Annotated in this window: 15 protein-coding genes; all 15 read right to left on the bottom strand. The window is 39.6% G+C overall.

Going from position 1 to position 14,708, the window contains the following annotated elements; genetic code table 11:
* Positions 1–149: 149 nt before the first annotated feature.
* The gene (spoVM, locus tag ACFXN8_RS25095) at positions 150–251 is read right to left on the bottom strand and encodes a stage V sporulation protein SpoVM (protein WP_139376952.1); all 102 of its coding nucleotides are present in this window, start codon (positions 249–251) and stop codon (positions 150–152) included.
* A gap of 18 nt (positions 252–269) precedes the next feature.
* Positions 270–923, bottom strand: a complete 654-nt coding sequence (locus tag ACFXN8_RS25100) for a thiamine diphosphokinase (protein WP_386848152.1) — start codon at positions 921–923, stop codon at positions 270–272.
* Positions 920–1,588, bottom strand: a complete 669-nt coding sequence (rpe, locus tag ACFXN8_RS25105; RefSeq protein WP_386848160.1) for a ribulose-phosphate 3-epimerase — start codon at positions 1,586–1,588, stop codon at positions 920–922. The genes ACFXN8_RS25100 and rpe overlap by 4 nt, the downstream gene beginning before the upstream one ends.
* 2 nt (positions 1,589–1,590) lie before the next feature.
* Complete coding sequence (rsgA, locus tag ACFXN8_RS25110) at positions 1,591–2,475, bottom strand: ribosome small subunit-dependent GTPase A (protein WP_376077919.1); 885 nt, start codon at positions 2,473–2,475, stop codon at positions 1,591–1,593.
* An 11-nt stretch (positions 2,476–2,486) separates the two neighbouring features.
* The gene (gene pknB / locus ACFXN8_RS25115) at positions 2,487–4,478 is read right to left on the bottom strand and encodes a Stk1 family PASTA domain-containing Ser/Thr kinase (RefSeq protein WP_386848153.1); all 1,992 of its coding nucleotides are present in this window, start codon (positions 4,476–4,478) and stop codon (positions 2,487–2,489) included.
* 2 nt (positions 4,479–4,480) lie between these two features.
* The gene (locus tag ACFXN8_RS25120) at positions 4,481–5,230 is read right to left on the bottom strand and encodes a Stp1/IreP family PP2C-type Ser/Thr phosphatase (protein WP_376077927.1); all 750 of its coding nucleotides are present in this window, start codon (positions 5,228–5,230) and stop codon (positions 4,481–4,483) included.
* Between the two features lie 6 nt (positions 5,231–5,236).
* On the bottom strand, positions 5,237–6,379 hold the full coding sequence (gene rlmN, locus ACFXN8_RS25125; protein ID WP_376077913.1) for a dual-specificity RNA methyltransferase RlmN: 1,143 nt from the start codon (positions 6,377–6,379) through the stop codon (positions 5,237–5,239).
* The gene (gene rsmB, locus ACFXN8_RS25130; protein ID WP_386848154.1) at positions 6,379–7,740 is read right to left on the bottom strand and encodes a 16S rRNA (cytosine(967)-C(5))-methyltransferase RsmB; all 1,362 of its coding nucleotides are present in this window, start codon (positions 7,738–7,740) and stop codon (positions 6,379–6,381) included. Before rsmB ends, rlmN begins: the two co-directional genes overlap by 1 nt.
* The gene (fmt, locus tag ACFXN8_RS25135) at positions 7,737–8,678 is read right to left on the bottom strand and encodes a methionyl-tRNA formyltransferase (RefSeq protein WP_386848155.1); all 942 of its coding nucleotides are present in this window, start codon (positions 8,676–8,678) and stop codon (positions 7,737–7,739) included. Before fmt ends, rsmB begins: the two co-directional genes overlap by 4 nt.
* Position 8,679: 1 nt before the next feature.
* The gene (gene def, locus ACFXN8_RS25140) at positions 8,680–9,174 is read right to left on the bottom strand and encodes a peptide deformylase (protein WP_386848156.1); all 495 of its coding nucleotides are present in this window, start codon (positions 9,172–9,174) and stop codon (positions 8,680–8,682) included.
* A gap of 469 nt (positions 9,175–9,643) precedes the next feature.
* Complete coding sequence (gene priA, locus ACFXN8_RS25145; RefSeq protein ID WP_386848157.1) at positions 9,644–12,058, bottom strand: primosomal protein N'; 2,415 nt, start codon at positions 12,056–12,058, stop codon at positions 9,644–9,646.
* Entirely contained in the window at positions 12,055–13,065 is a 1,011-nt protein-coding gene (coaBC, locus tag ACFXN8_RS25150) for a bifunctional phosphopantothenoylcysteine decarboxylase/phosphopantothenate--cysteine ligase CoaBC (protein ID WP_386848158.1), read from the bottom strand. Before coaBC ends, priA begins: the two co-directional genes overlap by 4 nt.
* Before the next feature lie 127 nt (positions 13,066–13,192).
* Entirely contained in the window at positions 13,193–13,420 is a 228-nt protein-coding gene (gene rpoZ, locus ACFXN8_RS25155; protein WP_053483349.1) for a DNA-directed RNA polymerase subunit omega, read from the bottom strand.
* A gap of 4 nt (positions 13,421–13,424) precedes the next feature.
* The gene (gmk, locus tag ACFXN8_RS25160) at positions 13,425–14,042 is read right to left on the bottom strand and encodes a guanylate kinase (protein WP_053483350.1); all 618 of its coding nucleotides are present in this window, start codon (positions 14,040–14,042) and stop codon (positions 13,425–13,427) included.
* Between the two features lie 43 nt (positions 14,043–14,085).
* Positions 14,086–14,708: YicC family protein (locus ACFXN8_RS25165; protein ID WP_386848159.1), on the bottom strand; the 623-nt coding region annotated here is incomplete at its 5' end.

A 14,708-nucleotide genomic window follows, 5' to 3' on the forward strand; every position in this document is an offset into this window, starting at 1 on the left:
TACACAGGACATGGCAACACCATCTGTGGAGAGCTTTGTAACGCTTCTCTTAAGTATATAAGAACCCCACTGCTTTAGCTGTGGGAGTAGTCAGAAAGAATTCCTTGACCGTTTTGTTTTTCAATACTATAAGAAAAATCCGACTAGTGTTAGTCGGATTTTTTTACTTTCTTATCTTTTTTGAAAATGTTGATACACGTACGCGTAATACTACTTACAAATTTCGGTAGTTGGAATGTATATACTTTCAGGACTCTCTCCCCCTTACGCTAATCTATGCTTCTTATCATTAAACATATGCCTTGTGAGAAAGATATAGACCCTGAATTACCTATTATTTCATTACTTGTAAAGCGGGATGTACCGAGAGAGATTTCTTCATTTGTTGTTTCATATTTTACTTGCCTTAATGTCACATCGTTAATCGGCTCTTCATGTGCAAAGAAAGATAAATAACGATATTGCTCATCCGCTTCAATGAAGTGCTTGCCTGGCATTAAAAATTGCAACATATTTGCATGATTAATAATCTTCAATACTACCTGCGGATACTCTTTTTGTAAACGATAAATCGAACGAACTGCTGCCTCATAATGATCTAAACGTCCACCTGTAACACCTGTAAGTACAATTTCCAACGGTGTATAGGTCAAGGCTTTTAATAGCGCTAAATCCGTATCTGTTTCATCTTTTTCTTCCTGGAATCGTTGTCTATCATTTGTATGTGCCATCACCAGTTCATATTCATCTTTTGATAGTGAATCAAAATCTCCTACTATGGCATGTGGTGTGATGCCTTGCTCGATTAAATATAGCGCTCCTCGATCAGCTCCGATAAATAATACATCACTTTGCTCTTTAAACGGACTAAATGAACAGAGTTCCTCTTTTGGTCCACCTGCACAAACAACGACTATGGTCATCCTTGAATCGCTGCCTCAGCAGCAGCTAAAATTTCTTGAAGTGCCGCTGAACGATCTTCTTTACTATAAATTGCTGAACCAGCTACAAAAATGGTTGCTCCTGCTTTTGCACAAGGAATAATAGTCTCTGCATTAATACCACCATCGATTTCTATAGCAATATCAAGATTACGTTCTTTAATAATAGCTGCTAATGCTTCAATTTTCGGCACTACAGAATGAATGAATTTTTGCCCGCCAAACCCTGGATTCACAGTCATGAACAACACCATATCAATATCCTCTAATATGTGTTGAATAGATTCTATTGGTGTATGTGGATTTAATACAACACCCGGTTTGACGCCAAATGAACGAATTAATTGAATTGTACGGTGTAAATGGCGGCAAGCTTCTACATGCACCGTAATATAGTCTGCCCCTGCTTTGGCGAATTGTTCAATATACTGATCAGGATTTTCGATCATTAAATGTACATCTAACGGTAAATCCGTTAAAGGACGAATGGCATCTAATACGATAGACCCAAATGAAATATTTGGCACAAAATGACCATCCATAACATCGATATGAATAAGCTGTGCACCTGCTTTTTCTACTTCCTTTACTTCTTCTCCTAATTTAGCAAAGTCGGCTGCTAAAATTGATGGTGCTATTTGTATCATCATTAATACCTCGGCTTTCGATCCATAATTTCTTGTATAAATTGTTCGTAGTGTTTATAACGATAGTCACGAATTTCCCCCGTCTCCACCGCTGCTTTTACTGCACATTTGGGTTCCTTTAAGTGTAAGCAGCCTCTAAATTTACAATCCTCTGCCATACGGGCTATTTCGGGGAAACATGCGCCTAATTCTTCTTTCTCTATTTCATCAAAATCAAATGAACTAAATCCTGGAGTATCTGCTAATAATCCGTCACATACCTCGATTAATTCGACATGGCGAGTTGTATGTTTTCCTCGCCCTAAGCTTTGTGAAATAATGCCTGTTTTTAAATTCAAATCTGGAATCAATGTATTTAGTAGTGTGGATTTTCCAACGCCAGATTGCCCTGCTAATACGGACGTTTTCTCCTTTAAAATAGGTTGTAGACGTTCAACTAATTCTTCCTCATCCTTATAGGTTTGTAGCACGGTATAACCCATACGTTCATAATCGGCTATATAGCCTTGCAATTCCTCACGTTCATGATCTTCTAGTAAATCCATCTTTGTTAAACAAATAATCGGATGAACATAAAATGACTCTAAAACAACTAAGAAACGATCCAGTAAAATCGTATTAAAATTAGGTTCTTTTACAGAAAATACAAGAATGCCTTGATCAATATTGGCTATAGGGGGACGTACTAATTCATTTTGGCGTTCCATAATTTTTTGAATAGTACCGTCCGAGCCTTTTGTTTCCAGAGTATATTCTACAATATCGCCAACGAGTGGGGATTCCCCGCGATTGCGAAATACCCCACGTCCTCGACATTGTATTAGTTGTTCTCCATCATATACATAGTAATAACCGCTTAATGCTTTACGAATTTGGCCTTGCGCCATCGAATTCCCCCTTATTTGACATCATCATAGTTGATTGTTTCTTCAGCAATAATTTCTGAATCACGAATAATTTTATAGGCTACATCCTGACCATCTCCAATAACAAGCTGTATTCGGTGCTCTTGATCAGCCGTAATAGTAAATGTTTCAACTGTTGTTAACATTTTATGGTTTTTATCTTGAATATCAATTCGAATAGTTTGCTCTAAACCTTCCTCTTTTGGTTTATACTCAATTGGCACAGTTTTCACCAAAGTTTTATCAGGCCTTGCTGCAGGTCCTTTACTTAAAACAACAGCGATTGCGGAGCCGGCTTCAACTCGCGCTCCTGCTTTTGTCAATTGTGATTTAACATTTCCAGCTGGTATTGTATCATCATTTTCTTCACGAACAATTCGCCATGTCAAGCCTTCTCTTCTTACATACTCATCCATTTGAGCTTTGGAGTAATTCACAACATCATCAACGGTGATCATTTTTACACCTGCGCTCACCTTAAACTTCATTATTGTATTCTTAGCGACTACCTCTTCTTGTGGTGCCGGCTCTTGTTCAATAATTTGCCCTTCAGGCTCTTTTGAATTCACATAGTTAACTTCAGAATCTAAAAATTTATCCTTTAGCATTGATTGAATTTGGCTGATTTGCTGGCCTCTATAATCTTCCACTTTCGTCGTTTCTACCCCAAGACTCACGATCAAGTCTACTTCTGTGCCTTTTACACGCTCCGTACCCTCTGTAGGGTCTGTTTCTATAACCTTATCCTTTTCGACGTCCTCGTCATAACGCTCCTGCGGCGACTGACCAACCGTAAAGCCTTCAGCCTCTAATTTCTTAGTAGCTTCTTTAACTGTCATATTAGCCACACTAGGTACAGGTATCTTTTTCGGGCTAAATGAATCTGTTGCAAAAAAAACGAATAGGAAAATGGCGATAGCTACTATTACTAACCCAGCAACAACTATTGGCCATTTTTTCTTTTTCTTTTTCTTTTTCTTTACAGGCACTGCCTTTTCTACAGGCTTCTTCGCTTCGGGTTTCGGCTTTGATTGTGTAATTGGTTCGATTGCTCTTGTCTGCATTAAATCTTCGTCTTGACGTACAGTTGGTTCTTTTATAATCGGAATAGCCTTTGTTACATCATTATCTACCGGTATAACAAACTTCGGTTCATTAATACGATTTGGTGATAAAACTGTTTCCAAATCTGCTTGCATTTCATCTACAGTCGAATAACGATGAGCAGCATCTTTTGCTGTAGCTTTTAACACAACATTTTCCACACTTTGTGGAATTGTAGCATCGAAGGCACGAACTGATGGCGTCTCTGATTGTAAATGTTTAAGCGCGATAGAAATAGCTGACTCGCCTGAAAATGGCAATTCCCCTGTTAATAATTCATATAAAACAATGCCAAGTGCATAAATATCAGATCTGTTTGTCGCCGTACCACCACGAGCCTGCTCAGGCGATAAATAATGCACCGTTCCAAGCACGGAGTTCGTTTGTGTAAATGATGTTGCACTAAGCGTCATTGCTATGCCAAAATCAGTTATTTTCACATTGCCCTCTGCATCCATTAAAATATTTTGAGGCTTAATGTCACGATGGATAATATGATTTTCGTGAGCATTGGCAATTGCTGATGTTAACTGCTTCATAATATGCACACTTCTGGCAGGAGAAATTGGTGCAAATTCCTGTATGTACTGCTTTAATGTTTTTCCTTGGACATACTCCATCACAATATAATGTAGATCACCATCATCACCTACATCATAAACACTAACGATATTCGGATGTGTAAGGCTTGTAGCAGAAAGTGCTTCACGTTGAAAACGGCGATACAATTCATCCTCATTGGTAAAATCATAGCGCAATATTTTGACCGCTACATCACGGTTTAAAATCATGTCATGTGCTAAATAAACATTGGACATACCACCGCCACCAATAAGCCCTATAATTTTATAGCGGTCACTAATTCGTTTACCTACAAGCATACTTACACCTCCTCATCTTGCCTTGTGAGCAGCACGAGGGAGATGTTGTCTTCCCCCCCGCTTGCATTTGCTAATTCCACAAGTTTTCGTCCTTTTTCTTCTACTGTATCTGGATACGTAATAATTGATGCCATTTCATACACTGTAAGTTTATTGCTTAAACCGTCAGAGCAAATGAGTAAATACGATTCTGATGCTAAATCAACTTCATAAAAGTCTGGTTCAATCGTTTCTTCTGTACCAACAGCCTTTAAGATGAAATTTTTCTTCGGATGCGTCAACGCTTCCTCTTCACTGATTTCACCATTTTCAACCAGAACATTTACATAGGAATGATCTCTTGTTATTTGTTGTGCACCATCCTCAAAGAAATAATACACACGACTATCACCAACATGTGCGATAAAGCAATGATTTTTTTCAATTAACACTGCAATAAACGTCGTGCCCATTCCTTTACAGTCTTCATGTGATAAAGAATAGTCATATATACTTTTATTCAATTGCTTGACTGCTTGTAATAACCACTCTTTTTTTGTCGTTGTTGATGCAAAATGATGTGCCTCTACCTGTAAAAAAACGGATTCCATCTGCTTCATCGCCATATCACTCGCTACATCGCCAGCATTATGACCACCCATGCCGTCCGCTACAAGCGCTAGTGCTAGCCCGTCTGGACGTTTAAAAAATGCCGCACGGTCTTCATTAATTGCTCGTTTTAACCCAATATCACTTTCGACTGTGTATTCCAACACTGGTCACCTCGTCTCTTCAGATCTCTCTTGCGCACGTAATTGACCACACGCAGCTGCAATATCAGAACCTTGCTCTCGGCGGATCGTTACGTTAATACCATTCTTCTTTAATGTTTTTTCAAAGGCAAAAATTTGACTACGAGATGTACGAACATAATCACGTTCTGGTACATAGTTTACAGGAATTAAGTTCACGTGGCATTTAATTCCTTTTATTAATGCAGATAATTCTTCTGCAATTTCAACTGAATCATTTTCACCAGACATTAAACCATACTCAAAAGTAACACGTCGGCCAGTTTTTTGAGTATAGTATTGAACAGCTTCCATTAATTCATCTAATTTATAAGCACGTGCAATTGGCATTAGTTTTTGGCGAGCCTCTTGGTTTGGTGCGTGTAAGGATACTGCAAAGTTGATTTGTAGCTGTTCCTCAGCGAATTCGTAAATTTTAGGAACAATTCCTGATGTTGATACAGTGATGTGACGAGCTCCAATGTTTAATCCTTTTTCATGGTTGATGACTTTTAAGAAGTTCATCATCGCATCATAATTATCGAAAGGTTCTCCAATACCCATAATGACGATATGTGATACACGTTCGCCCACTTCATCTAAAGTCTGCTGTACTTTTACAACTTGCTCCACGATTTCCCCTGCTAATAAGTGACGCTTTAAACCACCTAAAGTTGAGGCACAAAACGTACAGCCAATTCGGCAGCCTACTTGTGTTGTCACACAAACAGAGTTCCCATATTCATGACGCATTAATACAGTTTCAATAGAATAGCCGTCTTGTAGTTGGAATAAAAACTTGATCGTACCATCTTTAGATTCCTGTTTAATAATTGTTGACAATGTCGTTAAAGAAAAACTTGCTTCTAGCTTTTCACGTAATCCTTTTGAAAGGTTAGACATCTCTTCAAATGTTTTTACTCGTTTATTATAAAGCCAATCAAAAATTTGTGCTGCACGGAACGGTTTTTCACCATTTTCCTTTAACCATTCTTCTAGTTGTTTCGGCTGTAATGAGTATACCGATTCCTTTAAATTTGGTTTTTCTTTTTTTGCGCGTCGAACAGGCTTGTCTTCTGCTTCTTCAACTAAGTCGTTTATACGCTCATTAAATTTCCCTTGATCCACCATTAGTTGGATTCTCCTTTTTTACGAAAGGCGGCAACGAAGAAACCGTCACTGCCAAAGTCTTGTGGAAAGACTTGAAGCATGCCATTTGCTTGCTTTTCCGCTAATTTTGTTGGTAAAGATTCTAGTTGTATAGCTTCCATTTCTGGATGCGTTGATAAAAAGGCCTCTACAGTACCTTCATTCTCTCTTTTATCTACTGTACATGTACTGTACACAAGCTTGCCGTCTATTTTCAATACTTTTGTTGCAGAATCCAATAGCGCCAATTGTATTTTTTGGAGATTTTCTAAATCTTCCTCACGTTTTGTATATTTAATATCTGGCTTGCGGCGCATAACACCTAAACCACTACAAGGTGCATCAACTAAAATAGCATCGAATGATTCTAGTTGTAGAAAATCCGGTGCCTTACGTCCGTCAATCGGAGCAGTCTCTACTATATCAATCCCTAGACGATCCGTATTATGGTCGATTAAATCTAATTTATGAGGATGAAGGTCAGTCGCTAAAATCGAACCTTCATTTTTCATAATCTCAGCTATATGTGTTGTCTTGCCTCCCGGAGCTGCACACATATCTAAGACGCGCATGCCAGGAGATGGATGCAAAACATTTGCTGGAATCATGGAGCTTTCATCTTGAATAGTAATAAGCCCTTCTTGGAATGCCTTTGTTCGAGCTGGCTGACCATTTGTTACATGTAAACATTCAGGCATTAGCTCGCTTCTTTTCGCTGCTAAACCTTCCGCTTCTATGCTGGCAATCGCTTGCTCAACGCTTGCTTTCGTCGTATTTACACGTACAGTCTGCACTGGAGGCACATTATTTTCATGTAACATTTCAGTTGCAACTTCAATACCGTAGTTATCGACAAAACGTTGCACTAACCACTCAGGATGACTCGTTTCAATAGCAAGGCGCTCAATTGGATCTTTAATGTCATCAGTAGAAGCTACACCCTGACGTAAAATAGATCGTAAAATACCGTTGACCATCGAAGCTATCCCTTGGTGACCTCGACGCTTAGCAATTTCTACAGCTTCATTCACTGCTGCATGAGGTGGTATACGCGTTAAATAATGCATTTGATATAAAGATAAACGTAAAAGCCAGCGCACCCAATGATCCACTGAGCCACGAATAAATGGTTCTAAATAGTAGTCAAGTGTCATTTTATATTGGAGAGTGCCATACGTAATTTCTGTTAAAAGCGCACGATCCTTCGCTTCAATTTTATGTCGCTTTATCGTTTCATTTAAAAGCAAATTACTATAGGCTTGATTTTTATCTACTGCTAACAGAATAGAGAGTGCGGCATCACGCACATTTCCATCCCAAATTACTACGCTTTTTTTACTCATTTAAATTGGTCCCCAATCTGTAATTTAGAACCTGTACCACGCAAGTATTCCTCTGCTGTCATGCGTTTTTTACCAGCTGGTTGTACATCATACAGGGCAAGTGTTGTACCATTTCCTGCTGCAACTTCAAAATGTTCCTTCGAAATCGCAACAACCTCACCAGGTATAGCATCATGCTTAGTGTTACCAACCTGTGCCCACCAAATTTTAAAGTTGCCATCTTCAAATGTTGTATAGGCAACTGGCCATGGATGAAGACCACGCACTTGATTGTATAAAGTTGTAGCATCCTTTATCCAATCGATACGTTCTTGCTCACGTGAAATATTGCTTGCAAAGGTTACTTGTGCTTCATCCTGCACGGTACGATTATTTGTTCCATTTATAATAGAAGGAAGTGTATCTTTTAATAATTCGCTGCCCACAGCACTCAGTTTATCAAATAGTCTACCCGTATAATCATCCTCTTCAATCGGGATAGCTTTTTGGGAAATGATATCACCAGCATCTAGCTTTTGCTCCATATACATAATCGTTACACCTGTCTCTTTTTCACCATCAATAACGGCTTGGTGAATAGGTGCTCCACCACGATACTTCGGTAAAAGTGACGCATGGACGTTAATGCAACCAAGTGGTGGTGCATCTAGCAATTCTTTCGGCAAAATTTGTCCAAAAGCAGCTGTTACGACTAGGTCAGGCTGTAAATCAATAATTTGCTGTAATTCCTCAGAACCACGTAGCTTTTCAGGCTGAATAACAGGTAAACCTAGCTCCATCGCTGCTACCTTAACAGGTTGTGGTGTTAGCACACGCTTACGCCCAACTGGACGATCTGGTTGTGTAACTACAGCTTTAATATCATAACCTTCATGATGTAGCATACGCAAAATTGGCGCGGAGAAATCAGGTGTTCCCATAAAAATTATTGAAGTCATATTATTCCTCCTCTTCAGCGTACATTGCTTCAAGCTCTTCTTCAGTTAAAATGCGTTTGATTTTTGAATCAAATAGCACGCCATCTAAATGATCGATTTCATGTAAAATTGCTCGTGCATCAAAGCCTCCCGCTTCTAACTCATATACACGTCCTTCACGGTCACATGCTTCAATTTTCACATAGTCAGGTCGTTCAACCTCACCGTATAATCCTGGGAAGCTTAAGCATCCTTCAATATCTAGTTCAGCGCCATCCGTTTTAATAACAGTTGGGTTAATCATTTCTAAAACATCTCGTTCTTCGCCAAGCTCGACAATTGCAACACGTAATCCTACATTTATTTGTGGAGCTGCAATACCAACGCCATCGTATTCAACCATTGTGTCATATAAATCATCAAGTAATGTAATAATTTCTTCATTAATTTCTGTTACTTCCGCGCACGGTGTTGATAATACCTTCGCTGGATGTTCAACAACTTTTTTAATTGCCATTTTATGTTCCTCATTTCTATATTTAAGACTTATTACCTTGTCTAATTGTAACTCCATATCATAATGTGGGGTTGATTTCCGTTCCGGCTGGGCACTTTGTTGCTGTCGCTTCGCTTTCGCACAGATAAAACATTTGTTGCTGCCGCTTTGCTTTCGCTACAGAAAACATTCGTTGCTGTCGCTTCGCTTTCACACAGAGCAAAGCTTCCTGGGGGCGTTCGATGAGCCGCTTCGCTTCGCTGCAGGGTCTCGGGCCAACAGATGTTTTTTGCGCGAAAGCGTAGTGCTAACGTAGCGGCAGCAGCACCGATGTTGGTCACGAAGGCGTTATCACAGGATGTGGTGGTTTTAGCCTTCGTTCCTCTATTGCTAATCCCCGAGGAGTCGCCCAACCTCCACTCCAATCAACTTATATACATTGCATACGTTTTAACAAAATGTCATCCCAAACTTTGAGTGATGAACTATTTTATATAGTTGACGGATCTAGATCTACCGTCATTAATATACCCTGTTTAATCCATTCCGCACGATACATCGCAAGAAGGCGCTGTAATACTGGAATGAGATTTGGTTCAATTTTATATTTTATCAAACATTGATAGCGATATCTATTTTGGAGACGACTAATGCTTGCAGTTGTTGGACCAATAATGGCAACTCGGTCTGATAAATTTTCCTTTAGCCAATCTGCCGCACGTCCAGCATACTCTGCCGCCATCATGACATCCTCATGAGATATTTGAACAAGTGCTACATAATAATACGGTGGATAGCTAGAGCGGCGGCGTAAAAACATTTCACGTTCGTAAAATGGCTCGTAATCTTGTATTTGGGCCAATTCAATTGCATAATGCTCTGGTGTATACGATTGAATAATAACCTCACCATGCTTTTCATGACGTCCAGCCCTACCACTAACCTGCGTTAATAACTGGAATGTACGCTCCGCTGCTCGGTAATCGGGTAGATGCAGAGATGTATCAGCACTAAGTACACCAACAAGCGTAATATTAGGAAAATCAAGACCTTTAGCGATCATTTGCGTACCTAGCAAAATATCTGCCTGTCCTTCCCCAAATGCCTGCAAAATTTCTTCATGTGCACCTTTTTGCTTTGTTGTATCAACATCCATTCGGAGAACCCTTGCCTCAGGAAACAGCTTGTAAATTTCTTCCTCGACTTTTTGCGTTCCCGTACCAAAATAACGTATATGCTCACTCTGGCATTGTGGGCATATTTGAGGAACACGCTCCTCATAACCGCAATAATGACATTTTAATTTCTCTGTTGTTCGATGATATGTTAACGAGATGTCACAGTTTGGACATTGTACAACTGTTCCACAATCACGACAAAGCACAAAAGAAGAATAGCCACGACGATTTAAAAACATGACCATCTGTTCTTTTTTCTCTAGTCTTACACGTATTGCATCCACAAGCTGCTCGGAAAACATGGAACGATTTCCATTTTGAAGCTCCTCTCGCATATCCGCAATAAAAACGGTCGGTAATGCTTGATGCAAAGCACGTTGTTTTAATGATAGCAAACCATAGACGCCCTTCTTTGCTCTCGCAAATGATTCCAGCGCAGGCGTTGCACTGCCTAATATAACAGGACATTTGTAAAATTCACTTCGCCAAATTGCTACATCTCTAGCGTGATAACGAGGAGAATCTTCTTGCTTGTATGTTGATTCATGCTCTTCATCTAAAATGATAAGACCTATATTTGTAAAAGGTGCGAAAATTGCCGAACGAGCTCCAACAACAACGCTCACCTTTCCTTGTTGAATTTTACGCCATTCATCATACTTTTCACCGACAGATAAGCCACTATGCATGACAGCAACCATCTCACCAAAACGACTACGAAAACGCTCTGTCATTTGTGGTGTTAATGATATTTCAGGTACTAGCATAATGGCTTCCTTACCTTCATCTAACACCTTTTGTATCGCTTGCAAATAAACTTCAGTTTTACCACTTCCCGTGACGCCGTGTAGTAAAAAAGTTTTCGCAGTCTGTTCTTCCATCGATCCAGTAATAGCCTTTAATGCTATGTGCTGCTCATCCGTCAATTGTAAAGATTGAGTACGGGAAACCTCCTTCGTAAAGGGATCTCGATACACCTCTTCTTGTATAAAGTGAGCGGCCCCTTTTTCGATAACTGACTGTAATACCGCGGAAGATGCACCTGTTTCCTCATAGATTTTCTGTGGCAAAAGAACCTCTCCAAGGTGTCTGCCCATCCATTCAATCAGCTGGCGCTGTTTGGCTGCTCTCGCTGCACCTTCCATGGCCTTGTCGATATCTTGCTGATGATCTGAAATTTTGACCATACGTATTTCTTTCACATTCCCTTGCTGCTTCACAACATTTTCAATTTTTACGATTTTATCAGTTATAAGCTGCTTTAATAAAGGAAGGTATTCAGCACGCTCGAATTCTTTGAAATTAACCTGTTGTCGCTTGCCAAAAATAGCTTTAGCCTCATCTGGTAAAACATCTTTCTCCACTTGTAGCGTTATGATTTTTTCATACTTTGCTCGAAGCGCTGAAGGAAGCATAACCTGTAAGGCATCAATTTCATAGCAAATCGTTTCGTTTTTCAGCCATTTAGCCATTAACAGCATTTCTTCGGTTAATACAGGCTCAATATCTAAAATTTGTGCAATAGACTTTAATTTGTTAGACGGTACATCTGTTTCATTTTTTAATCCGACCACAAAGCCGAGAACATTTCTTGGCCCAAACGGTACTTTTACACGACAGCCCATCTCTATAACATGTGCCCATTCTGTAGGAACTTCATAGTCAAATGGACGATCTACATGGTAAGTTGAAACATCCACTATTACCTCTGCAATCAAAAAACTCATTGCTTCTCACCCTGTAATATATATGTCCAAAATGCTTGTGCAAATTGCTTAGCATCTGTCGCATCCCACATTTGACCATTTACTTCTGCCGTGTCACTAAAATCAATCCACTTGTCTGACATGATTGTTACCATTGGCTCACCCATAACCTTTTGCCCAAAAGTTATTGCGGTCATTCCTTCTACGGATAATATCGGTGCTTCTTCAATTGTAGGCGTATTTGCTGCATGGATAAAAAATGCGGATGGATATTGTTTTTTATAATCCTCAAGCTGTTCAACAAGCTTATTCACGCTTGTTTCTTTCTCATCTATTAGGATGACATTTGCTCCAAGTGTTTGTGCCTCTTTTGCTATTGCCTGACCAATTCTACTATTCGACTGTGTACTAATCACATGGTGCTCGTCTAATGGTACATAAAACGCTCCAGCTGTGACCACTACTGTTTTACTAGCTAGTGGCTTTGCCTTCTCTGAAAAAAATTCTTGCACGATCGCTGTTATTTTTTCAGGCTCTTCTAGACGTCCTTTACCAACATAGCCACATGCCAAAAACCCTTCTGAAGGCTCAATAAATTGATAGCCATCAGATTGTAACTGAGCCAAATTTCGTTTTACCGCTGGATGGTCATACATATGTACATTCATCGCTGGTGCTAGCCATACAGGGGCAGTTGCTGCAAGCAAGGTCGTCGTTACCATATCGTCCGCAATTCCATTCGCCAGCTTCCCTATAACATTTGCAGTAGCTGGTGCAACTAAAATTAAATCTGCCCAATCTGCCAAATCAATATGGGCAATAACACTTGAATCCTTTTCATCAAAAGTATCGAAAAAAACATCATTTTTGGACATAACTTGAAAGCTCAATGGATTCACAAATTGTCTTGCTGATGCTGTCATGATGACCTTTACATTTGCCCCAGCCTGAGATAGCTTGCTAACTAGAGCGACAGCCTTATAAACCGCTATACCACCTGAAACACAAAGTAAAATATTTTTATTCATGCACAATCGTCCTTTCAAATGATAAGCTCCCAAAGGAAAATTCCTCGGGAGCTCTCGGCATTCTGTATAATCAAAAATCCACTGCAGACTTTAACATTAATTTCGCAAATGCTTATTTACATCAATGTTAGATTTCGTCTTCGTACACAGTTGACTCATCCTGTGATACCTTCGTAAGTACACCTGCCGCTACTTCTTCAAGTGCTTTCCCTACGTATTTATGAGAAACATACTTGTGTAAGCGTTCAGTGTCTTGCTCCTCTTGCATTTGACGAGCACGTTTAGATGCTAAACTTACTAATGAGTATTTTGAATCAATTTCTTTTTTTAATGTATCTACTGATGGGTATAACATAGATTTATTCTCCTCTCAACATTGACAAATATCTTTTTTCAACACGTTCTCTACGACAATGCTCGGCTTTAATAATCGCATTTATACGATCACAAGCATTTGTCACTTCATCATTTTCAACTACGTAATCATAAAGGCTCATCATTTCAAGCTCTTCACTTGCAGTTGCTATACGTTTTGCAATAACCTCTGCTGTTTCCGTCCCTCGACCAACTAAACGATCCTTTAATTCCGTTAAGCTTGGTGGGGCTAAGAAAATAAATAATGCATCTGGTGCCTTTTTGCGGATTTGTGCAGCACCTTGCACTTCGATTTCTAAAAACACATCGCGTCCTGCATCAAGTGTTTCATTTACATAGGCTAACGGTGTTCCGTAATAATTACCTACAAATTCAGCATGCTCCAATAAGCCACCCTGTTCAATCAACGTTTCAAACTCTTCACGCGTCTTGAAAAAATAGTCTACACCATCTACTTCACCTTCGCGAGGATTTCGTGTTGTCATCGAGATGGAATACTCATAATTCGTATTCGGCTGAGAAAATAATTCTTTTCGCACTGTCCCTTTACCTACACCAGATGGGCCAGACAGAACAATTAATAATCCACGTTCTTTTATCATTTATTCTCTATATCTCCCTTAATTTATAACAGATACAGGCAAGCTATTCGATATTTTGAACTTGCTCGCGCATCTTTTCTAAAATTGTTTTCGCCTGAACTACCGCAACGGCCGCCTCTGTTGATTGATTTTTTGAACCAATCGTATTGATCTCGCGGTGTATTTCCTGCATTAAAAAGTCTAATTTACGGCCAACCGAAATCGTTTCTTGTAATGTTTCTTCCAGTTGATTAAAGTGACTATCTAATCGGTCCAATTCTTCGGTGATGTCCACACGTTCTGCAAATATCGCTACTTCGGTAAGTAGGCGATCTTCTAGCAAAGCTCCACTCGCCACTTCAGTAACTCGTTCCAATAATCGTGTACGATATTTTTCAACAGCTAGGGAAGCACACGAACGAATGTGGTTCACTTGTTCCATTAACTGTTCTTTATATTGTACAACAACATCATGCAATTCTTGCCCTTCACGCTCACGCATTTGAATTAGCTGTCCCAGTCCTTGTGTAATAGCCTTTTCAACAGCACAAAGTAAATCCTCAGGTGTAAGCTGTGGCTTTTCCTGTACAAGCGCTTGTTCAAGCGATAGTAGCTCTTGCATCGTCCATTTTTCTTCTAGTGGTACTTTACCTGCTAATTGCTCTTTTGCCTTACGATACGCTTCAA

Origin of the sequence: Lysinibacillus sp. NPDC059133, assembly GCF_042755925.1 — a bacterium.
In the GTDB taxonomy this organism is placed as follows: Bacteria; Bacillota; Bacilli; order Bacillales_A; family Planococcaceae; genus Lysinibacillus.